The 20,103-nt window shown below is 63.5% G+C and carries 19 protein-coding genes; 13 read left to right on the forward strand and 6 right to left on the reverse strand.

Annotated elements, in window-relative coordinates; genetic code table 11:
* The first annotated feature begins 3 nt into the window (after positions 1-3).
* Together NCS02_RS01435 and NCS02_RS01440 are read left to right on the forward strand one after the other, a co-directional pair.
* Positions 4-1,998 carry a sensor histidine kinase gene (locus NCS02_RS01435; protein WP_502799839.1) on the forward strand — a complete coding sequence of 665 codons (1,995 nt, stop codon included), beginning with the start codon at positions 4-6 and terminating at the stop codon, positions 1,996-1,998.
* A 20-nt stretch (positions 1,999-2,018) separates the two neighbouring features.
* Positions 2,019-3,362, forward strand: a complete 1,344-nt coding sequence (locus NCS02_RS01440) for a sigma-54-dependent transcriptional regulator (protein ID WP_008351801.1) — start codon at positions 2,019-2,021, stop codon at positions 3,360-3,362.
* A 50-nt stretch (positions 3,363-3,412) separates the two neighbouring features.
* Here NCS02_RS01440 and NCS02_RS01445 read toward each other — a convergent pair whose 3' ends face one another.
* Complete coding sequence (locus NCS02_RS01445; RefSeq protein ID WP_008351800.1) at positions 3,413-3,949, reverse strand: peroxiredoxin family protein; 537 nt, start codon at positions 3,947-3,949, stop codon at positions 3,413-3,415.
* Positions 3,950-4,087: 138 nt separating this feature from the next.
* On the opposite strand from NCS02_RS01445, the gene NCS02_RS01450 reads away from it, so the two are divergent.
* Positions 4,088-4,690, forward strand: a complete 603-nt coding sequence (locus tag NCS02_RS01450; RefSeq protein WP_250519282.1) for a hypothetical protein — start codon at positions 4,088-4,090, stop codon at positions 4,688-4,690.
* Between the two features lie 380 nt (positions 4,691-5,070).
* Here NCS02_RS01450 and NCS02_RS01455 read toward each other — a convergent pair whose 3' ends face one another.
* Both NCS02_RS01455 and NCS02_RS01460 read right to left on the reverse strand, forming a co-directional pair.
* Entirely contained in the window at positions 5,071-6,615 is a 1,545-nt protein-coding gene (locus NCS02_RS01455; protein WP_175979755.1) for a YifB family Mg chelatase-like AAA ATPase, read from the reverse strand.
* Between the two features lie 94 nt (positions 6,616-6,709).
* Positions 6,710-6,973 (reverse strand): accessory factor UbiK family protein, encoded by a 264-nt coding sequence (locus tag NCS02_RS01460; RefSeq protein WP_008351796.1) that lies wholly within the window; start codon positions 6,971-6,973, stop codon positions 6,710-6,712.
* A gap of 393 nt (positions 6,974-7,366) precedes the next feature.
* Here NCS02_RS01460 and NCS02_RS01465 point away from each other — a divergent pair, with 393 nt between their 5' ends.
* The 7 genes from NCS02_RS01465 (at position 7,367) to ptsP (ending at position 14,855) form a co-directional block, all read left to right on the forward strand.
* On the forward strand, positions 7,367-7,705 hold the full coding sequence (locus NCS02_RS01465; protein WP_008351794.1) for a P-II family nitrogen regulator: 339 nt from the start codon (positions 7,367-7,369) through the stop codon (positions 7,703-7,705).
* A 31-nt stretch (positions 7,706-7,736) separates the two neighbouring features.
* Positions 7,737-9,206: an ammonium transporter gene (locus tag NCS02_RS01470; protein WP_008351793.1), complete on the forward strand. Its 1,470-nt coding sequence runs from the start codon at positions 7,737-7,739 to the stop codon at positions 9,204-9,206.
* Between the two features lie 275 nt (positions 9,207-9,481).
* Positions 9,482-10,771 (forward strand): glutamate--cysteine ligase, encoded by a 1,290-nt coding sequence (gene gshA, locus NCS02_RS01475; protein WP_033536547.1) that lies wholly within the window; start codon positions 9,482-9,484, stop codon positions 10,769-10,771.
* Between the two features lie 52 nt (positions 10,772-10,823).
* Positions 10,824-11,780: a glutathione synthase gene (gene gshB, locus NCS02_RS01480; RefSeq protein WP_008351790.1), complete on the forward strand. Its 957-nt coding sequence runs from the start codon at positions 10,824-10,826 to the stop codon at positions 11,778-11,780.
* A gap of 297 nt (positions 11,781-12,077) precedes the next feature.
* Positions 12,078-12,566, forward strand: coding sequence for a PTS sugar transporter subunit IIA (locus tag NCS02_RS01485; protein WP_008351788.1), 489 nt, complete (start codon positions 12,078-12,080; stop codon positions 12,564-12,566).
* A 37-nt stretch (positions 12,567-12,603) separates the two neighbouring features.
* Positions 12,604-12,873, forward strand: coding sequence for an HPr family phosphocarrier protein (locus tag NCS02_RS01490; RefSeq protein ID WP_008351787.1), 270 nt, complete (start codon positions 12,604-12,606; stop codon positions 12,871-12,873).
* Between the two features lie 221 nt (positions 12,874-13,094).
* A complete protein-coding gene (ptsP, locus tag NCS02_RS01495; RefSeq protein WP_250522864.1) occupies positions 13,095-14,855 on the forward strand; it encodes a phosphoenolpyruvate--protein phosphotransferase in 1,761 nt (586 codons plus the stop codon).
* A 372-nt stretch (positions 14,856-15,227) separates the two neighbouring features.
* Here the strand turns inward: ptsP and NCS02_RS01500 are convergent, their stop codons facing one another.
* The 3 genes from NCS02_RS01500 to gpmA all read right to left on the reverse strand — a co-directional run bounded on the left by NCS02_RS01500 (position 15,228) and on the right by gpmA (position 18,678).
* On the reverse strand, positions 15,228-15,998 hold the full coding sequence (locus tag NCS02_RS01500; protein ID WP_250519285.1) for a HesA/MoeB/ThiF family protein: 771 nt from the start codon (positions 15,996-15,998) through the stop codon (positions 15,228-15,230).
* 102 nt (positions 15,999-16,100) lie between these two features.
* Entirely contained in the window at positions 16,101-17,684 is a 1,584-nt protein-coding gene (locus NCS02_RS01505) for a S41 family peptidase (protein WP_008351783.1), read from the reverse strand.
* Between the two features lie 247 nt (positions 17,685-17,931).
* The gene (gene gpmA / locus NCS02_RS01510; RefSeq protein WP_008351782.1) at positions 17,932-18,678 is read right to left on the reverse strand and encodes a 2,3-diphosphoglycerate-dependent phosphoglycerate mutase; all 747 of its coding nucleotides are present in this window, start codon (positions 18,676-18,678) and stop codon (positions 17,932-17,934) included.
* 182 nt (positions 18,679-18,860) lie between these two features.
* On the opposite strand from gpmA, the gene NCS02_RS01515 reads away from it, so the two are divergent.
* The 3 genes from NCS02_RS01515 (at position 18,861) to secB (ending at position 20,084) form a co-directional block, all read left to right on the forward strand.
* Entirely contained in the window at positions 18,861-19,286 is a 426-nt protein-coding gene (locus NCS02_RS01515) for a rhodanese-like domain-containing protein (RefSeq protein ID WP_008351781.1), read from the forward strand.
* Positions 19,283-19,543 (forward strand): glutaredoxin 3, encoded by a 261-nt coding sequence (gene grxC / locus NCS02_RS01520; RefSeq protein ID WP_008351780.1) that lies wholly within the window; start codon positions 19,283-19,285, stop codon positions 19,541-19,543. Before NCS02_RS01515 ends, grxC begins: the two co-directional genes overlap by 4 nt.
* Before the next feature lie 70 nt (positions 19,544-19,613).
* Positions 19,614-20,084 carry a protein-export chaperone SecB gene (gene secB, locus NCS02_RS01525; protein WP_008351779.1) on the forward strand — a complete coding sequence of 157 codons (471 nt, stop codon included), beginning with the start codon at positions 19,614-19,616 and terminating at the stop codon, positions 20,082-20,084.
* Positions 20,085-20,103 lie beyond the last annotated feature (19 nt).

Consider the following 20,103-nt stretch of genomic DNA (forward strand, 5'->3'; position numbering starts at 1 on the left):
ATCATGCAAGCGGCGAAGCCTCAGTCCGCGAGTGCTTCGCCGCAGTCGTTTCCGGCGCCTGATTCGCCACAAGCCTATGACACAATGGCAGATCCTCTTTCGCGGGAATCTGCTCACGTGTCGCGCCGCATCGTCGTGTTCTTCGCGCTTCTCGCCGCGCTCGTGGCGTGCTGCGCGCTCACGTGGCATCTCGCGTGGCAAAGCGGCATCGACGAGTTGAGGCTCAACGCCGCCGCGCGCGTCGATCGCACGACGAACACGCTCAAGAGCACGCTCGACCGCTACGAATATCTACCTTATCTGCTGTCGCGGCATCCGGTCGTGCAGGACGCGCTCGATCATCCGGATCGTGCGAACGTCGAGCGCGCGAACCGTTATCTCGAAGACCTCAACGCGCGCTCGCACGCCACCGTCACGTATCTGATTCGCGCAAACGGCATCGCGGTTGCCGCGAGCAACTGGAACGCGACGGACAGTTTCGTCGGCGTGGACTACAACTTCCGGCCGTATTTCATCGACGCGATGAAGGGCAGCACCGGCCGTTTCTTCGGCATCGGGACGATCTCGACCGAGCCCGGCTACTACATCTCGCAACCGGTCTATCGCGAGGGCACGAAAGAGATCATCGGCGTCGCGGTCGTGAAGCTGAATCTCGAATGGCTGCAAGGCGCGGATGCATCCGAGCCGCTCATCGTCACCGACGATCACGGCGTCATCTTTCTCTCGTCCGTGCCCGCGTGGAAATATCACACGGTGCGGCCGCTGCCGCAGAACGTCGAGGCGTCCGTCTATGCGACGCGCCAATACGCGCAACAGGCGATCACGCCGCTGCCGATGACTATCGTAAAGACGCTCGAGGGCGGCGCGCAGATCGTGCGCGTCGGCGGCGGCGGGCGAGACGGACACCATGCGCCGGCGTTTCTCGCGACGCATCGCTCCATCGGCGAACCCGACTGGCAACTGATCACGATGGCCGCGCTCGATCCCGTCGAGAGCGGCGCGCAGATCGCGGTCATCGTCACCGCGCTCGTATTCGTCTCGCTGTGCCTGCTCGCGTTCTACTGGCGCATGCGGCGCGCGCGCGTGCGCGAGATGATCCGCAGCCGGGAGATGTTGCAGACCGCGTATGCCGAATTGAATCAACGCGTCGCGGAGCGCACGGCGGATTTATCGGAAGCGAACGCGCAACTCACGAAGGAAGTGAACGAGCGCACGCGCGCCGAACAGGATCTGCGCGCCGCGCACGACGAGCTCATTCAGGCGAGCAAGCTCGCCGCGCTCGGCCAGATGGCGGCGGGCATCACGCATGAACTGAATCAGCCGCTCGCCGCGTTGCGCAGTTTTTCCGACAACACTCGCGTGCTGATCGATCGCGGCGATCAGGCGGCGGCGCGCGAGAATCTCGAAGCGATCGCGTCGCTGACCGAGCGCATGGGCAACATCACGAATCAGCTGAAGTTGTTCGTCACGAAGGCGCGGCCGAAGAATGCGCGCGCCGACGTCGCGCGGGCGCTGCGCCAAGTGTTCTCGATGCTGCGTCCGCGCATGAAGAACGTCGTCATCGATATCGCGCCGGAACTCGCCGAAGGCAGCGCGCCGATCTTCGTGCGTTGCGAGGACTTGCGGCTGGAGCAGGTGCTCATCAACTTGATCGGCAACGCGCTCGATGCGGTCGCGTCGTGTGACAGGCCGCGCATCGTCATCGAACTGAATGGCCACGCGGATACGATCGAGCTCATCGTGCGCGACAATGGTCCCGGCATTCCCGTCGATGCGCTGCCGAAACTCTTCGAGCCGTTCTTCACGACGAAGGAAATGGGGCAGGGACTGGGCCTCGGGCTTGCGATTTCATCGGCGATCGCGCGCGATTACGGCGGCACGCTCGTCGCGCGCAATCGCGAGGCGCCGATCGTCGCGGACGGTCCCGAAGGCGGCACCCAGGCGGACGCCGATCATTCGCACGGCGCGGAGTTCGTGCTGACTTTGCGGCGCGCTTGAAAACACAGTTGGAGCAACACATGACCACCGGTTTGCAGGTGATCTTCATCGAGGACGACGAACTCGTGCGCCGCGCGAGCGTGCAGAGCCTGCAACTCGCGGGCTTCGACGTGATCGGGCACGGCAGCGTCGAATCCGCCGCGCGCGCGATCGACGCGAGTTTCCCCGGCGTGATCGTGAGCGATATCCGCTTGCCCGGCGCGAGCGGCCTCGATCTGCTCGCGCAATGCCGCGAGCGTGCGCCCGAAGTGCCGGTCATTCTCGTCACCGGCCACGGCGACATCTCCATGGCCGTGCAGGCGATGCGCGACGGCGCCTACGACTTCATCGAAAAGCCGTTCGCGTCCGAGCGCCTGATCGAAGCGGTGCGCCGCGCGCTGGAGCGCCGCACGCTCGTGCTCGAGAATCAGGCGCTGCGGCGCGAGCTGGCGGGCGCGGGGCAGAGCCGCATCATCGGGCGCAGTCTCGCGATCGAGCAGGTGCGCCGGCTGATCGCGAACATCGCGCCGACGGATGCCTCCGTGCTCATCAACGGCGATACGGGCGCGGGCAAGGAACTCATCGCGCGCAGCCTGCACGACATGTCGCCGCGTCGCGACAAGCCGTTCATCGCGGTGAATTGCGGCGCGCTGCCGGAGCAGATGTTCGAATCGGAGATGTTCGGCTACGAGGCCGGCGCGTTTACGGGCGCGCAGAAGCGGCGTATCGGCAAGCTGGAACACGCGTCGGGCGGCACGCTCTTTCTCGATGAAATCGAGAGCATGCCGCTGTCATTGCAAGTGAAACTGCTGCGCGTATTGCAGGACGGCGTGCTGGAGCGGCTCGGCTCGAATCAGCCGGTGCGCGCGAATCTGCGCGTCGTCGCGGCGGCGAAGGGCGACATGAACGAACTCGTCGCCGATGGCACGTTCCGACGCGACTTGCTGTATCGGCTGAACGTGGTGACGATCACGCTGCCGCCGCTCAACGAGCGGCGCGAAGATATCGTGCCGCTCTTCGAGCATTTTCTGCTCGATGCGGCCGTGCGCTACGAGCGGCCCGCGCCGCTCATCACGGATCGTCAGCGCGCCGAACTGATGCAGCGCGACTGGCCGGGCAACGTGCGCGAGTTGCGCAACGCGGCGGATCGCATGGTGCTCGGCATTCTCGACGACAGCGGTGCGGCGGCGGCGCTCGACACATCGACGCAATCGCTCAAGGAACGCACCGAGCAGTTCGAGCGCGCGGTGATCGGGCAGGCGCTGGAGCAGTGCGGCGGCGCGGTCGCGGTGGCGGCTGATCGGCTGCAGCTCGGCAAGGCGACGCTGTACGAGAAGATCAAGCGATACGGAATCGTCGTGAAAGGCGATTCGTCCGAGCGATAAAAAAGCCCGCTGGTTGTCGCCAGCGGGCTGCGTGTTTCGCGTAAAGGCGTTCAGGCCGAACCGAGCGCCTTGTCGAGCAGTTGATCCAGTTCCGCGAACGTCGGCTCGCCGACATAGCGCTTCAAAATCTTCCCGTTCTTGTCGATGACGAAGGTCGTCGGCGTCAGTTGCACGTTGCCGAACTGCTTGGCAGCGCTGCCGTCGTCCATCGCGACCTTGAACGGCAACTTGCGCGTCTGCGCGTAGTTGTTGACGTACATCGGCGCGTCGTAGTTCATCGCGACCGCGACGAACTCCAGGCCGCGGCCCTTGAATTTGTTGTACGTGTCGATCATCTGCGGCATTTCCTTCATGCATGTCTCGCAGCTCGTCGCCCAAAAATTGACGAGATAGACCTTGCCCTTCAGATCGCCCGACGTCGAAATCTTCTGTCCCGAAAGCAGCGTGAAGGTCGCGTCCGGCACTTTCTGCTGGCCGCCGAAGGCGAAATACCCGGTGCAGGCGATCACGCCCGCGACGAGCGCCATCACGATGTAACGCAGCGGACTCTTCGCGCGCGTGGATGTTTCTTGCGTGGCTTGGGACATGGGAACCTCGGATGGCGCTCCGGCGAACGGAACGGAGACTGCTGCGTATTTTAGCGCCAATTTCGGGATGCGTTCGTGACGCGCCGATAAGCCCGGCATCGCAGCGCGATAATGATGGTTTTCACGCAGCGATTCCTCATGAAACGAGTTTTCCCCGTGTTTCCTGTCCGTTTGCGGCGCGCGGCCGCGCGCTTTCTTCCGAATATTGCTTCCGCCAACAAGCTGATGTGCGCAACTGTCACATGCGGCGCATTGCTCGCGTGCACGCCCTCATACGACTGGCGCACCGTGACGAACAACGACGACGGCTACGAAGTGACGCTGCCCGCGAAGCCGCGTTCCGAGGAGCGCAAGATCGACATCGCAGGCCGGTCGATGACGATGCACATGCAGACCGCAGAAGCCGGCGACGCCGTGTTCGCCGTCGGCACGGTCGTGCTGCCGAGCGCCGATCCGCAATTGCAGCGCGCGACACTCGATTTCCTCCAGCAAGGTCTCGCGCGCAACGTGAATGCGAAGCCCGAGGCGCGTGCGACGCAGATCGACCTCGCGGCGGGCGGACGCGTGTTGGGCAGCGAGATCGAGGTGAAGGGCGAAGGCGGGGAGAAGCGCGAGTCGCGGACGATTCACGCGCGCTTCGTGGCGCGCGGCGCGCACGTCTATCAACTGGCGATCGTGTCAGACAAGACGACGCCGACCGAGCAGGCCGAGCAGTTCTTTTCGTCGTTCAAACTGTTTTAGAGGAAGGCCTCGAATTCTGCAGGCACTAACTTAAGAAGTGTCTTAGTGTGTCGGAAATAGCCGAAGTTCCTTCAGAAGTTTACGCGCTAATTCTCGGATTCATATGGACTTTTTGCGCTATCCACAATGTCTGTGGATAACTTTGTGGAAAACAGTGTGTGGTAGCGCTCAAAAGCCCGACTCACGCGGTTTACGTTAGTTTGCCTTCGTTCGCGGCAAGTTAAATAATTCAATAAAATCAATGGTCTGTGAAATGTGGCCAAAACCGGGGTTTGATCAGACGAAGGACCGCCCCGGATCGCTTCAGTGTGCATAAGTCAAGTCTTGACAAGTAATTTTCCGCTTAGCATCGCGCGGACCACCCCGCGTCCGCGCTGGCTTCAGGCGATCGACAGCGCCCGGCGGTACTGAACGGCTTCCGCGACATGGGACGCGTCGGGCATATCGGCGCCGGCGAGATCCGCGATCGTCCGCACGACCTTCAGCACGCGGTAGTACGCGCGCGCGGACCAGCCGAAGCGCTCGCCCGCAGCGCGCAGCAAGGCTTCGCCGGCGGAATCGGGGCGGCAGACGGCGTCGGCTTCGCGGCCGTCGAGATCGCGGTTGATCTTGCCCTGACGCTGCGTCTGTATGTCGCGGGCCGCCGCGACCCGCGCCGCGACGACGGCGCTCGACTCGCCGCGCTCGGTGCCGCGCGCCGACAGTTCCGCGGGCGAGAGCGCCGGCAACTCGATCTGAATGTCGATGCGATCCATCAGCGGACCCGACAGCTTGCGCAGATAACGCGCGGCGACATCGGGCGAGCAGCGGCAGCGCGCGCTCGGGTCGCCGCGCCAGCCGCACGGACATGGATTCATCGCGGCGACGAGCTGGCAGGCCGCCGGAAATTCCGCCTGCTGTGCGGCGCGCGAAATCGTGATCTGGCCGACTTCGAGCGGCTCACGCAGGGTTTCCAGCACTTTTCGGTCGAATTCGGGCAGCTCGTCGAGAAACAGGACGCCGAGATGCGCGAGCGTGATCTCGCCCGGCTGCGGCGGATTGCGCCCGCCGACGAGCGCCGCCGCGCTCGCCGAATGATGCGGCGCGCGGAACGGCCGTCGCCGCCACTGCTCGGGCGTAAAGCCGAGCGAACTCGCCGAAAGGATCGCGGCGGAGGTGAGCGCTTCGTCGTCGTTCATCGGCGGGAGCAGGCCGGCCAGGCGCGCGGCGAGCATCGACTTGCCCGCGCCGGGCGGACCGACCATCAGCAGATGATGACCGCCCGCAGCCGCCACTTCGAGCGCGCGGCGGGCGGCGGGATGGCCGATGACATCGGCGAGATCCGCGGACGGCGCGGCTGTCGAGGGAAGCGGAGCGGCTTGCACGGGTCGCAGACGGGCGTCGGGGACATCGTTCAGATGCGCGCAGAGCGTGGGCAAGTCCGCCGCGCCGAAGACCTCGATGCCCGGCACGAGCGCCGCTTCCGCCGCGCTTGCGAGCGGCACGTAGATTTCGGGGATTGGCGGGGCTGCATCGCGCATCGATGCATAGTGGCGCGCCGCGCCGCAGACCATTGCGAACGCGCCGCGCATCGGACGCAGCGCGCCGGTCAGCGAAAGCTCGCCCGCGAACTCGCGATGTTCGAGCGCTGCGGCCGGAATCTGTCCGCTCGCGGCCAGAATGCCGAGCGCGATCGGCAGATCGAAGCGGCCGCTTTCCTTCGGAAGATCGGCGGGTGCGAGATTGACGGTGATTCTGCGGACGGGGAAATCGAAGCCGCAGTTCTGCAGCGCGGCGCGCACGCGCTCGCGGCTTTCGCGGACTTCGAGATCGGGCAGACCGACGATGGAAAACGACGGCAACCCGTTGGCGAGATGGACTTCGACGACGACTTCGGGCGCGCGCCCAGGAGCGGGCGCGCGGCTGCGTACCACGGCAAGCGACATGATTTCACCTGAAACGGCGCATGGACCGCGCCGGCAATAAAACTAGAAACTCACGGCTCGCTAGCCGAGGTACGCGATAGGCAGTGCTGGCGCCTCAGTCTTGCGCGGCCGTGTTTCCGCCCGCGAGACGCTGCTCCAGCTGCGCGACGCGCTTTTCGAGTTCTTCGAGACGAGCGCGCGTGCGGACGAGCACTTGCGTCTGCGTGTCGAATTCCTCGCGCGTCACGAGATCGAGCTTCGAAAAGCCCTGCGAGAGCATCGCCTTCATATTCCGTTCGACGTCTTTCGCGGGCGAATTCTTGAAGAGATCGCTCATCTTCTGCTGCAAATCGTTGAAAACGTCGTTGGGCTGCTTCATCGTTTCTCCCTTCTTGCACAAAAAAAGTGCATTCATTGTTAGGTCAGTGCCCCGAATTATCGAATGTTCGATATTGGTGCGCGCCGCCGAATGCGCGAACGCGCGTCGAAGCACCTTTGAGGCGCCGCGATTTTAGCGCCGCCGCGCGCTCGCGTTGTCCGCCCATGCCCCTTTTTGCGGGACCTCTGGACCACTCTAGCAATGAACCTACCCCGACGCCAGCACGCGCGGCCCGCGTTAGCCGTTCGGCCGACCCTTCGTGCGATTGTTTCGCGAAATCGCGCAAAGCCGCATGGATGCTCGCATGGCATACGAGTTGCATAAGTGGCGCGACCTTTTCTGCACGCTTCAATGGACGGCATCGAAGGATCAGCACACCACAGCGAGGGATACATGAAGCTCATTACCGCAATCATCAAGCCGTTCAAGCTGGACGAAGCGCGTGAAGCGCTCTCGGCCATCGGCGTCTCGGGCATCACCGTGACCGAGGTGAAAGGCTTTGGCCGACAGAAGGGGCACACCGAGCTGTATCGGGGCGCGGAGTACGTCGTCGACTTTCTGCCGAAAGTGAAGATCGAGGCGGCCGTCTCGGACGACATCGTCGATCAGGCGATCGAAGCCGTCGAACGCGCCGCACGCACGGGAAAAATCGGTGACGGAAAGATCTTCGTCACCTCAATCGAACAGGTGATCCGCATCCGCACCGGCGAGACCGGCGCCGACGCGCTCTAACAAGAAATTGGCGATAAGAGGAACCAGAAGAATGCGTAACTTTTTGATGTCACTGTTGGTGGCGGGCGCGCTGATCGGCGCGAATGTCGGCACCGCTCTCGCTCAGGATGCGTCCGCTCCGGCCGCAGCCTCGGCACCCGCTGCAAGCGCGCCCGAAAGCGCCAACACGGCGATGGCGTCGTCGGCTCAGGCGGCATCGGCGGCAGAAGCCGCGTCCGGCGCATCCGCCGCGTCCGATGCCGCGCCGGCCGCACCGACCGAGCCGGTCATGGTCGATTCGTCGAAGATCAGCTCCGGCGACACCGCGTGGATGCTGACTTCCGTGGCGCTCGTGCTGTTCATGACGATTCCCGGCCTCGCGCTCTTCTACGCGGGCATGGTCCGCAAGAAGAACGTGCTCGCGACGGTCATGCAGAGCTTCGCGATCTGCTGTCTCGTGACGATCCTCTGGACGGTCGTCGGCTACAGCATCGCGTTCACGCCGGGCGGCTCGTTCCTCGGCGGCTTCTCGCGCGTGTTCCTGCACGGCATGGCCTACATCAAGGGCGACAAGGCGACGACGCTTACCGTCAGCCATCTGGCCGTGACGATCCCCGAGTCGGTCTATTTCGCATTCCAGTTGACGTTCGCGATCATCACCCCGGCGCTCATTACCGGCGCGTTCGCGGATCGCATGAAGTTCTCGGCGATGCTCGTGTTCATGGCGCTGTGGTCGCTGATCGTCTACTCGCCGATCGCGCACATGGTCTGGGAACCTACCGGCTGGCTCGCATCGGCTGGCGTGCTCGACTTCGCGGGCGGCACGGTGGTTCACATCAACGCCGGTATCGCGGGTCTGATGTGCTGTCTCGTGCTCGGCAAGCGCGTCGGCTATGGCCGCGAAGTGATGGCGCCGCACAACCTCGTGCTCTCGCTGATCGGCGCATCGATGCTGTGGGTGGGCTGGTTCGGCTTCAACGCGGGTTCGGCAGTGGCGGCTGACGGCCGTGCCGGTTTCGCGATGCTCACGACGCAGATCGCCACCGCGTTCGCCGCATTCGGCTGGATGTTCGCGGAGTGGATCACGAAGGGCAAGCCGTCGGTGCTCGGCATCATCTCGGGCGCGGTTGCGGGTCTGGTGGCCGTGACGCCGGCGTCGGGTTTCGTCGGCGTGACGGGCGCGATCGTGATCGGCATTGTCGCGGGCGTGGTCTGCTTCTGGTCGGCGACGTGGCTCAAGCACAAGTTCAACTACGACGACTCGCTCGACGCGTTCGGCGTGCACGGCGTGGGCGGGATCATCGGCGCGCTGCTGACGGGCGTGTTCGCGGTGAAGGACATCGGCGGCTTCGACGGCAGCGTGCTCGTGCAGGCGAAGGGCGTGCTCGTCACGCTCGTCTACAGCGGCGTCGTCAGCTTCGTTTTGCTGAAGATCATCGACATGACCATGGGCCTGCGCGTCACGGAAGAACAGGAACGCGAAGGTCTCGACGTCACGCTGCACGGCGAGCACGTCGAGTAAGTCTTACGCCGCAACCGGCGCGCCGCGAGAGCGCGTAGGCTGCGAGCAAGGAACGAGCGCAGCGACTTCGCCCGCCTTATGGCGGGCATTTTTTTTGGTGCGCCATTTCCGTCCGGGTTTCGTCGAAGGCGGCGGCCAAACCTATTGAAGCGACAGGCGGAAAAGTGCGTGGAAGCGGCGCGGCGCGGGCCGCAAAACCTTGTCAATTGGCGGTTGATACCCATTTAGGCAAAGCAATTGCTCTACAATCTTTTGTCTTCTTCCGCGAGTAATACATGGTTCCGCACCTTGTTACGGCGTTAAGTGGCCCGCTGCTCGATCTCGAGCGGAAAATCCTCGAGGCCATGCCCGCCATCGAGCGCTGGTTCCGGCTCGAATGGCAGGAGCACACGCCGCCGTTCTACTGTTCCGTCGATCTGCGCAACGCGGGGTTCAAGCTCGCGCCCGTCGACACCAATCTCTTTCCCGGCGGTTTCAACAATCTGCCGCAGGAAGTGTTGCCGCTCGCGGTGCAGGCAGCGATGGCGTCCATCGAAAAAATCTGCCCGGACGCGAAGAATCTGCTCGTCATTCCCGAGCGCCATACGCGCAACGCGTTCTATCTCGAGAACGTCGCGCGCCTCGCGCTCATCATGCGGCAAGCGGGGCTCAACATCCGCTTCGGCACGCTGGACGAGAATATCCACGGTCCTGTGACCATCGCGCTCGCCGATGGCCAGAAAATCGTGCTGGAGCCGCTCGAACGCACGCCGCGGCGCCTCGGCCTGAAGAACTTCGATCCCTGCTCGATCCTGCTCAACAACGATCTTTCGGCCGGCATTCCGCCCGTGCTGGAAAATCTGCACGAGCAGTATCTGCTGCCGCCGCTGCACGCCGGCTGGGCGGTGCGCCGCAAGTCGACCCATTTCTCCTGCTATGACGACGTCGCTAAGAAGTTCTCGAAGCTCGTCGAGATCGATCCGTGGATGGTGAATCCGTACTTCGCGCATGTGGAAGGCGTCGATTACGAAGCGCGCACGGGCGAACAAGCGCTCGCGGAAGCCATCGACGGCGTGCTCAAGAAGATCGCGAAGAAGTATCGCGAGTACGGCATCAGCGAGCGTCCGTATGTCGTCATCAAGGCGGATGCCGGCACGTACGGAAAGGGCGTGATGACCGTCCACGACGCGAGCGAAGTCGCCGCGCTGACCAAGCGCGAACGCACGAAGATGAACGACGCCAAGGAAGGCCTGCAAGTTCACGACGTGATCGTGCAGGAAGGCGTGCATACGTTCGAGCGCGTGGAAAATGCGGTCGCGGAGCCGGTCGTGTACATGATCGACCGGTATGTCGTCGGCGGGTTTTACCGCGTGCACGATTCGCGCGAGCGCGATCAGAACCTCAACGCGCCGGGCATGCATTTCGTGCCGCTCGGCTTCGAGCACACGGCGTTGCCCGACACGCACGCGAAGCCCGGCGCCGCGCCGCCGAACCGCTTCTACATGTACGGCGTGGTGGCGCGGCTGGCGCTGCTGGCGGCATCGGTCGAGCTCGAAAAGACCGATCCTGAAGCCATTCAGGTGTGAGTTCGCGGCTTGCGGTAAGCTCGCAGGCCGCGCACCGAACTAGCAAATCGTCATGAACATCCTCTTTATCGCCGACCCGCTCGATCGCTTCAAGATCTACAAGGACACGACCTACGCGATGATGGCCGAAGCCGCGCGGCGCGGCCACGTGCTCTACGCGTGCGAGCCGCAGCATCTCGCGTGGACCGGAACGAAGGTCGAGGCGAGCGCGCGGCGCATCGCGATCGTCGGCGACGAGGCCAACAGTGACCGCTGGCCGTGGTATGCCGCCGAGCAGGCCGAGCATCTGCCGCTCACGCATTTCGACGCCGTGCTGATGCGCAAGGATCCGCCGTTCGATCTGGAATACGTGAACGCGACGTGGCTGCTGGAGATCGCCGAGCGCAACGGCGCGCGCATCTTCAACAAGCCGCAGGCGATCCGCGATCATTCCGAGAAGCTCGCCATCGCGGAATGGCCGCAGTTCGTCACGCCGACGCTCGTCACGCGCGATGCCGCGCGCCTGCGCGCTTTCCACGCCGAGCACGGCGACGTGATCCTGAAGCCGCTCGACGGCATGGGCGGCATGGGCGTGTTCCGCGTGAAGGCGGACGGGATGAATCTCGGCTCGATCGTCGAGATGTTGTCCGAGGACGGCGCGCGCACGGTGATGGCGCAGAAGTTCATCCCCGAAATCAAGGATGGCGACAAGCGCATTCTCGTCATCGGCGGTCAGCCGGTGCCGTATTCGCTGGCGCGCGTTCCGCAGGGCAGCGAAGTGCGCGGCAATCTTGCGGCGGGCGGGCTCGGGCGCGCGCAGCCGCTGTCGGCGCGCGATCGCGAAATCGCCGAGACGCTCGGGCCGGTGCTGCAGGCGCGCGGCCTGCTGCTCGCCGGGCTGGATGCGATCGGCGACTATCTCACCGAAGTCAACGTCACGAGTCCGACGTGCTTTCGCGAAATCATGGATCAGACCGGCTTCGACGTTGCGGGCATGTTTATCGACGCGCTCGAGCGCGCGGCGCACTGAGTCTGCCGGCCAACGAAACGCGCGCGGACAGCGCGCCAAACTCACCTCGGCGGGACTGTTAGAATTGACTTTCCCGCGCCCGCGTTTCTGGGGCGCGATCGCGTCTAAAAGTGCGCTTAAAGTTCGCTTAAGCATCGACGCGCAGGCTTGGGGTAATGAAGCTGGAAGGCGGTTGATTTCGTTGTAACGGCATCCACTTTAGAGTTGTGTTCCGCGCCGCTCGCGCGCTTTCGAGCGAACTCCGACGTATTTGTCCGATTTTTCGTCGTTGATTTGTCGCTGAGGCAATTTCCTGACATGGCTGGCATTCTGATCATCGCGCACGCACCTTTCGCCACCGCGCTACGCGAGTGCATCGCACATATTTACGGTGGCTTGCCGGCGCGCATCGGCGTCATCGACGTGATGCCCGACTGCGATCCGGTCGAAGTTCGCGCGTTCGCGCGCTCCGAAATCGATCGCCTGAAAGAAGAAAACGGCGCGATCGTGCTCACCGACGTGTTCGGCGCGACGCCCGCGAACATCGCGGCGAGCCTGCACGACACCGATGTGCGCGTGCTCGCCGGCTGCAATCTGCCGATGCTCGTGCGCGCCGTCTGCTACCGCGCGACGCCGCTCGACACGCTCGCCGAAAAGATTCTTCAGGGCGGCTCGAAGGGCATCCAGGAACTGGATTCGTCCACGCCGCTCAACCCCTGCGCCCTCGCGACGAAGGCCGCCGGCTCGCCCGATCCGGCATGCTCGGCGAGCGCCGATCTCATCAGCGCGAAGGCCGCCAGCCACTGACGCCGCTCATTTCATCCATCTAGCGCTTCGGAGCATCATGCTGCAACAAGAAACAACAATCGTGAACAAGCTGGGGCTCCACGCACGCGCTTCGGCCAAGCTCACACAACTGGCGGGCAATTTTCAATGCGAGATCTGGATGAGCCGCAACGGGCGCCGGATCAACGCGAAAAGCATCATGGGCGTGATGATGCTGGCGGCGGGCATCGGCAGCACGGTGACGATCGAAACCGAAGGCGCGGACGAAGCCGAAGCGATGCAAGCCATTCTCGCGCTCATCGCCGATAAATTCGGAGAAGGGCAGTAAGCGTTTCGCCGCAGTGTCCGTCAGTGAAAAGCCGCGCATCGACGCGGCTTTTTCGTATCCGCATCACGCTTTCGCGTAACGTCGTGCAACCGTTCCGGCCCTGTCGTCACCGGGTGTTCAGGGACTTGTGAGCACGATCGAACATATAATGGACGCGCGGTTTGTGCCCGTCGAGGGAGCGCCTGGCAGACCGCGACATTCAAAGAACTAGAGGAGGGCGCGTGTCCTTCACGCTGCATGGAATTCCCGTCTCGCGCGGCATCGCCATTGGGCGCGCGTATCTGATCGCGCCGGCGGCGCTCGACGTAGACCACTATCTGATCGAGCCGGATCAGATCGACGCGGAAATCGCCCGATTCCACGCGGCGCAGGCGGCCGTCCTCGCCGAACTCGAAGCGCTGCGCGAAGACCTTTCCGCCGATGCGCCGAGCGAAATGGGCGCGTTCATCAACGTCCATACGATGATCCTGAACGACGCCATGCTCGTGCAGGAAACCATCGACCTGATTCGCACGCGCCGCTACAACGTCGAGTGGGCGCTCACCGAGCAACTGGAAATCCTCGGCGGTTATTTCGACGAGATCGAAGACGAATATCTGCGCGAACGCAAGGCGGATGTCGAGCAGGTCGTCGAGCGTCTTTTGAAAGCGTTGGCCGGCGCGCCGACGGCCGCGTCGCTCGTCGTGCATACGGCCGCCAGCAACGGGCACAACGAAATGATCGTCGTCGCCCACGATATCGCGCCGGCGGACATGCTTCAGTTCAAGACGCAGGCGTTCAAGGGCTTCGTCACCGACCTCGGCGGCCGCACCTCGCATACGGCGATCGTCGCGCGCAGTCTCGGCATTCCGGCGTCCGTCGGCGTGCAGCAGGCGAGCGTGCTGATCCGCCAGAACGATCTCATCATCGTCGACGGCGATCATGGCATCGTGATCGTCGATCCGGCGCCGATCGTTCTCGAAGAGTATTCGTATCGTCAGAGCGAGAAACTGCTGGAACAGCGCAAGCTCCAGCGCCTGAAGTTCTCGCCGACGCAGACGCTCTGCGGTACGAAGATCGAACTGTGCGCGAACATCGAGTTGCCGGAAGACGCGCAAGTCGCCGTCGAAGCGGGCGCGATGGGCGTCGGCCTGTTCCGCACCGAATTCCTCTTCATGAATCACAAGGACCAGTTGCCGGAGGAAGAGGAGCAGTTCGAGGCATACAAGCGCGCCGTCGAGTTGATGAACGGCAAGCCGGTGACGATCCGCACGATCGATGTCGGCGCGGACAAGCCGCTCGATTCCATGACCGGAAGCGATGGCTACGAAACCGCGCCGAATCCCGCGCTGGGCTTGCGCGCGATCCGCTGGAGCCTGTCCGAGCCGCAGATGTTCATCACGCAGTTGCGCGCCATTCTGCGGGCGTCGGCGTTCGGGCCGACCAAGATTCTCATTCCGATGCTCGCGCACGCACAGGAAATCGACCAGACGCTCGATCTGATCCGCGAGGCGAAGCGTCAACTCGACGACGAAGGCGCGGCGTACGACCGTCAGGTTCAGGTCGGCGCGATGATCGAGATTCCGGCGGCGGCCATCGCCGTGCGGCTGTTCCTGAGCCGGCTCGATTTTCTGTCGATCGGCACGAACGATCTGATCCAGTACACGCTCGCGATCGATCGCGCCGATAACAGCGTCGCGCATCTTTACGATCCGCTGCATCCGGCGGTGCTGAACCTGATCGCGTTCACGTTGCGCGAGGCGAAGCGCGCGGGCGTGCCGGTGTCGGTGTGCGGGGAAATGGCGGGCGATCCCGCCGTCACGCGCCTGTTGCTCGGCCTCGGGCTCACCGAGTTTTCGATGCATCCGAGCCAGTTGCTGATCGTGAAGCAGGAAATTCTGCGCTCGAACCTGAAGGCGCTGGAAAAGCCGGTCGCGGATGTGCTTGCGGCCTACGAACCCGCTGAATTGCAGGCCGCGCTCACGGCGTTGCAGAAGGTCTAGGCCAAGCCGTGATCCGCAATCAGTCGATCCACCCGAGCGATGACCTGCTCGGGTGAGATCGCCGAAGTGCATTGAAAGCGGCTTGGCTTGCCGCGCCTGCGCGGACACCACAGAAAATCGCGGTTGTCGAAGTCGCACGTCGTGTCGTTGAAGCAACCAATGCATGCGTGGAAATTGATCACGCGATACGGCGTGCGGAACTCCGTGTGCGGGTGATTCGCGGAAGCGACGGCCGCGCGAACGCGCTTTGCGTGAGCCCGCGTTGCGCGCTCGCCGGCGAAGTGATGGCGCTCAAAGAACGATCCGCCCTGCGATTGAAGAATCGATGAGCTTAAGCGGACCGTCCGGTCGACGGCGTAAGACGCGACCGATTTAGCGCGCTGCTTCGCGGTTTCCGGTGTGCCCGCAGACAGCGCAATCCGGCTGCCGCGCGATTCGCATCGTGTTCCATTCCATGCGCAGCGAGTCGAGCATCATCAGCCGGCCCGCGAGCGTCTCGCCGAAACCGCCGATCACGCGCAGCGCCTCCGCCGCCTGCATCGCACCGATGATGCCGACCGTCGGCGCGAACACGCCCATCGTCGAACACGCGACTTCCTCGAACGGCTGATCCGGCGGGAACACGCACGCGTAGCAGGGCGAATCGGGTGCGCGGAAGTCGAAGGTGCTGATCTGCCCGTCGAAACGCAGCGCCGCGCCCGACACGAGCGGCACGCGATGCGTGACGCAGGCCGCGTTGATCGCGTGACGCGTCGCGAAGTTGTCACTGCAATCGAGCACCACGGTTTTACCGGGCATGTTGATGTCGAGCCACGCGGCGTCGGCGCGCGCGTTCACCGCGATGACGTCGATGTCCGGATTCAGCGCGCTCAACGTCTCGCGTGCCGATTCCACCTTGGGCGCTCCGACCGATCGCGTCATGTGCACGATCTGCCGCTGGAGATTCGTGAGATCGACAGTATCGGCATCGACGAGCGTGATTTTTCCGACACCTGACGCCGCGAGATACATCGCCGCGGGCGCGCCGAGTCCGCCCGCGCCGATGATGACGGCGTGCGCGTCGAGAAAGCGCTGCTGCGCCTCGATGCCGATTTCATCGACGAGGATGTGGCGGGAATAGCGAAGGAGTTGGTCGTCGTTCATCGCGGAAAGAATCGGCTTGCTCGAACGAAGCATTCTAAGCGCGAAAAGAAGAAAGGCTTCGCAACGTTACGCTGCGAAGCCTTTGCGGGGACTACGGAAAAGTTACTTCGACTGCTGCGCGGTAGGCGCCGATGCCGGCTGCGCGCCCGACGCCGGCGCGGAACCCGGCGTGGCCGGCAGCGCAGGCGGTGCAACCACCGGAGCGGACGCCGAACGTGCCGGCTTGTTCTGCGCGAGCTTGCGTTCGCTGTACGACTTGGACTCCACGACCTGCTTGCCTTCCAGCTTGTTCAGACCTTGCTGGAGCATGAAGTCGTCCGCGCTGCCGAACTCGACCGGCTTGCGCTCGCGGTCCTTGCGGCGCTGCTCGGGCGTCTTCTTGTCGTTCTGCTCTTCGAGAATGCGCAGTTGCTCCAGACGATCCGCCTCGCGCTGCTCCTGTTCCTTCTTCTCGTTCGGATCCTGCGTGTTCGCGAGGTGGTTCGAGTAATCGACTTCGCGCGTGACGAGCGCGTCGTCCGGATCGCCGTCCGCGTATTGATCGACCGGCACGTCGGGGCGCACGCCCTGATTCTGGATCGACTTGCCGCTCGGCGTGTAGTAATAGGCCGTCGTCAGGCGCAGGGCGCTGTCGGCGGTCATCGGACGCACGGTCTGCACCGAGCCCTTGCCGAACGTGGTCTTGCCGACGATCAGCGCGCGATGATGATCCTGCAGCGCACCCGCGACGATCTCGGAGGCCGACGCCGAATACGCGTTGGTCAGCACGACCATCGGCACCTTCTTGAAGATTTCCGGCACGCTCTTCAGCGGATCGGAATCGAAGGACGGCAGGCGATAGTTGTCGTAGGTGTCGCGGAAAGTCTGCTTCGCATCCGCGATCTGGCCGTTGGTCGACACGACGACCGCGTTATCCGGCAGGAACGCGCCCGCGACGCCGACCGCGCTTTGCAGCAAGCCGCCGCCGTTGTTGCGCAGATCGAGCACGAGGCCCTTCAGATTCGGTTGCTGGCGCGCGAGATCCTGCAGCTTCGACGCGAGATCCGGCACCGTGCGCTCCTGGAAGCTCGTGATGCGGATGTAGCCGTAGCCCGGCTCCGGCACCTTCATCTTCACCGACTGCACGCGGATCACGGCGCGCGTCACGGTGAGCGGGAACGTGCGGTCGTCGCTCTTGCGGAAGATCGTGAGCGTGACCTTCGTGCCCGGCTCGCCGCGCATCTGCTTCACGGCTTTATCCAGCGTCATGCCGCGCACCGGCTTGTCGTTGATGCGCGTGATGAGGTCGCCCGGACGAATGCCGGCGCGAAACGCTGGCGTGTCTTCGATCGGCGAAATGACCTTGATGAGGCCGTCTTCCGAAGAAATCTCGATGCCGAGGCCCGCGAATCGGCCCTTGGTCTGTTCCTGCAGCTCTTCGTAATCGGTCTTGTCGAGATAGGACGAGTGCGGGTCGAGGCTCGACACCATGCCCTTGATGGCGGCGGTGAGGAGCTTCTTGTCGTCGACCGGTTCGACGTATTCGTGCTTGATCTGACCGAAAACTTCGGCGAAAAGCCGCAATTGTTCGAGCGGCAGAGGCGAGGAAGCAGCTTGCTGTGCGGATGCGGAGATCTGCAGGGTGGCGAGTGCGCCGGCAGCAACGCCAACGGCTACCAGGCCGAAGTTTTTCAGGTTCTTTCGCATAGAGAGTGCGGTCGGAATCGGATGGGCTGCATCGTTGGTGACGGGCCAGTATACCCGCTCGCCTTGATTGGCGACTTAAACGCAACTTAAATGCCTGAGGCTTTCATCCGTTGAAGCGATGGCTCGCGCACGTTTCGACGCGATCCTGTCGATGCCGCTCGCGGTTCGTCAGCCGGGCGCCATGAACGCGGCGAGGGCGCCCGTTATGGCGCCCTCGTCAGGCCAAACACCTGCCGGACAGCCGGAATCAGCCCGCTTTGCCTTGCTTGGCGACAGCGGCCTGCGCGGCCGCGATGGCTTCCGGATCGCCCAGATAGTAGTGCTGGATGGGCTTCAGGTTTTCATCGAGTTCGTACACGAGCGGCACGCCGTTCGGGATGTTCAGCCCGACGATGTCCTGATCGGAGATGTTGTCCAGATACTTGACCAGCGCGCGGATCGAGTTGCCGTGCGCCGAAATCACGACCTGTTTGCCGGACTTGATGGCGGGTGCGATCGATTCGTTCCAGATCGGCAGGACGCGCGCGACCGTGTCTTTCAGGCATTCGGTGAGCGGCAACTGTTCGCGCGGCACCTTCGCGTAACGCGGATCGTTGTACGACGCACGCTCGTCGCCCGGTTCGAGCGCGGGCGGCGGCGTGTCGTAGCTGCGGCGCCAGACGAGCACCTGATCGTCGCCGTACTTCTTCGCGGTTTCTGCTTTGTTCAGGCCCGCGAGCGCGCCGTAGTGGCGTTCGTTCAGGCGCCACGAATGCACAACCGGTATATACATCTGATCCATCTCGTCCTGGACGTGCCACAGCGTGCGGATGGCGCGCTTCAACACCGACGTATACGCGATGTCGAACTGGTAGCCCGCCTCCTTCAGCAGCACGCCTGCCTGGCGCGCCTCACGGTTGCCCTGCTCGGTCAGGTCGACGTCGACCCAGCCGGTGAAGCGGTTTTCCTTGTTCCACGTCGATTCGCCGTGGCGGATGAGCACTAGCTTGTACATGATTTCGGTCGGTCAGTTGGAAAAGCGGTGCGCCGATCGCACCCCGTCATGCTGCCCGAACGGGCGGGGTGTCGCCATCGGCCGGACGGCAGAGGCCATCGCGGGAAACGGTTATTTTATAATGCCCCGATTGCGCCCATTTCCCTTTCTTCCTTTCCTACTAAATTTCGGCGGCCCTCGACGTGAAGTTTTTCACTGATTACACGAATATTGCACTTATCGTCATCGCGCTGGTTTCCGGCGCGCTGCTCCTTTGGCCCGCCGTCACGCGGCGCGGGCGCGGCGGCATTTCGGCCGCCGAAGCCACGACGCTCATCAACCGGCGCAACGCCGTGGTCGTCGATTTGCGGCCCGCCGCGGAATTCGCGAAGGGACATCTGCCGTCTGCACGAAATATCGAAGCCACGGAGCTTCAAGCAAAAATCGGCCAGATCGCGAAGAATAAGAGCAATCCGGTCGTGCTCGTTTGCCAAACCGGTCAAGAATCGCAGCGTGCGAGCCGCACCGTGTCCGAGGCGGGTTACGCCGAGGTCCACGTTTTGCAAGGCGGAGTGGACGCCTGGCAAAAAGCCGGCATGCCGGTGGTGAAACAAGGAGCAGTCAAGTGAAAAAAGTGGTGATGTACAGCACGGTCGTGTGCCCGTATTGCCAGATGGCCGAACGTCTTTTAAAGTCCCGCGGCGTCGAAACGATCGAGAAGATCCTGATCGATCGCGAGCCGGGCCGGCGCGAGGAAATGATGACGCGCACCGGACGGCGGACCGTGCCGCAGGTGTACATCGGCGAGACGCACGTCGGCGGCTACGACGATCTGTCCGCGCTCGATCGAAAGGGCGGCCTCGTGCCGCTGCTCGAATCGGCCTGACACATGCATACTCGCGGCGCGCGATTCGACACGAACGCGCGCCGCATACCGGATTACCTAGGAAATCAAAATGTCTGACGAGAACAACCAGCCGTTTTTCAACATCCAGCGCATCTATTTGAAGGACATGTCGCTGGAGCAGCCGAATTCGCCGGCTATCTTCCTCGAACAGGAAATGCCGTCGGTCGAAGTCGAAGTCGACGTGAAGGCCGACCGCCTCGCGGAAAGCGTCTTCGAAGTGCTGGTCACGGGCACGGTCACGGCGAAAGTCACCGACAAGGTCGCATTCCTGATCGAAGCCAAGCAGGCAGGCATCTTCGACATCCGCAACATTCCGGCGGAGCAGATCGATCCGCTCGTCGGCATCGCGTGCCCGACCATTCTGTTCCCGTACCTGCGCTCGAACATCGCCGACGCGATCACGCGCGCCGGTTTCCCGCCGATCCACCTCGCGGAGATCAACTTCCAGGCGCTGTACGAGCAGCGTATCGCCCAACTCGCGAGCGCCCAGGAAGGCGCGGCGAACGGCGCGACGCACTGACCTGACTCTGCCGGACCGG

It is taken from the genome of Caballeronia sp. NCF2, assembly GCF_023631205.1.
In the GTDB taxonomy this organism is placed as follows: domain Bacteria; phylum Pseudomonadota; class Gammaproteobacteria; order Burkholderiales; family Burkholderiaceae; genus Caballeronia; species Caballeronia zhejiangensis.

What these genes read in the sequence shown, in the direction of transcription:
- NCS02_RS01505 (WP_008351783.1), bottom strand. Translation starts at nt 17,684, where the DNA reads ATGCGAAAGAACCTGAAAAACTTCGGCCTGGTAGCCGTTGGCGTTGCT.
- NCS02_RS01435 (WP_502799839.1), top strand. Translation starts at nt 4, where the DNA reads ATGCAAGCGGCGAAGCCTCAGTCCGCGAGTGCTTCGCCGCAGTCGTTT.
- gpmA (WP_008351782.1), bottom strand. Translation starts at nt 18,678, where the DNA reads ATGTACAAGCTAGTGCTCATCCGCCACGGCGAATCGACGTGGAACAAG.
- gshB (WP_008351790.1), top strand. Translation starts at nt 10,824, where the DNA reads ATGAACATCCTCTTTATCGCCGACCCGCTCGATCGCTTCAAGATCTAC.
- NCS02_RS01450 (WP_250519282.1), top strand. Translation starts at nt 4,088, where the DNA reads ATGAAACGAGTTTTCCCCGTGTTTCCTGTCCGTTTGCGGCGCGCGGCC.
- gshA (WP_033536547.1), top strand. Translation starts at nt 9,482, where the DNA reads ATGGTTCCGCACCTTGTTACGGCGTTAAGTGGCCCGCTGCTCGATCTC.
- NCS02_RS01485 (WP_008351788.1), top strand. Translation starts at nt 12,078, where the DNA reads ATGGCTGGCATTCTGATCATCGCGCACGCACCTTTCGCCACCGCGCTA.
- NCS02_RS01455 (WP_175979755.1), bottom strand. Translation starts at nt 6,615, where the DNA reads ATGTCGCTTGCCGTGGTACGCAGCCGCGCGCCCGCTCCTGGGCGCGCG.
- NCS02_RS01445 (WP_008351800.1), bottom strand. Translation starts at nt 3,949, where the DNA reads ATGTCCCAAGCCACGCAAGAAACATCCACGCGCGCGAAGAGTCCGCTG.
- NCS02_RS01500 (WP_250519285.1), bottom strand. Translation starts at nt 15,998, where the DNA reads ATGAACGACGACCAACTCCTTCGCTATTCCCGCCACATCCTCGTCGAT.
- NCS02_RS01465 (WP_008351794.1), top strand. Translation starts at nt 7,367, where the DNA reads ATGAAGCTCATTACCGCAATCATCAAGCCGTTCAAGCTGGACGAAGCG.
- NCS02_RS01470 (WP_008351793.1), top strand. Translation starts at nt 7,737, where the DNA reads ATGCGTAACTTTTTGATGTCACTGTTGGTGGCGGGCGCGCTGATCGGC.
- secB (WP_008351779.1), top strand. Translation starts at nt 19,614, where the DNA reads ATGTCTGACGAGAACAACCAGCCGTTTTTCAACATCCAGCGCATCTAT.
- NCS02_RS01460 (WP_008351796.1), bottom strand. Translation starts at nt 6,973, where the DNA reads ATGAAGCAGCCCAACGACGTTTTCAACGATTTGCAGCAGAAGATGAGC.
- NCS02_RS01490 (WP_008351787.1), top strand. Translation starts at nt 12,604, where the DNA reads ATGCTGCAACAAGAAACAACAATCGTGAACAAGCTGGGGCTCCACGCA.
- NCS02_RS01440 (WP_008351801.1), top strand. Translation starts at nt 2,019, where the DNA reads ATGACCACCGGTTTGCAGGTGATCTTCATCGAGGACGACGAACTCGTG.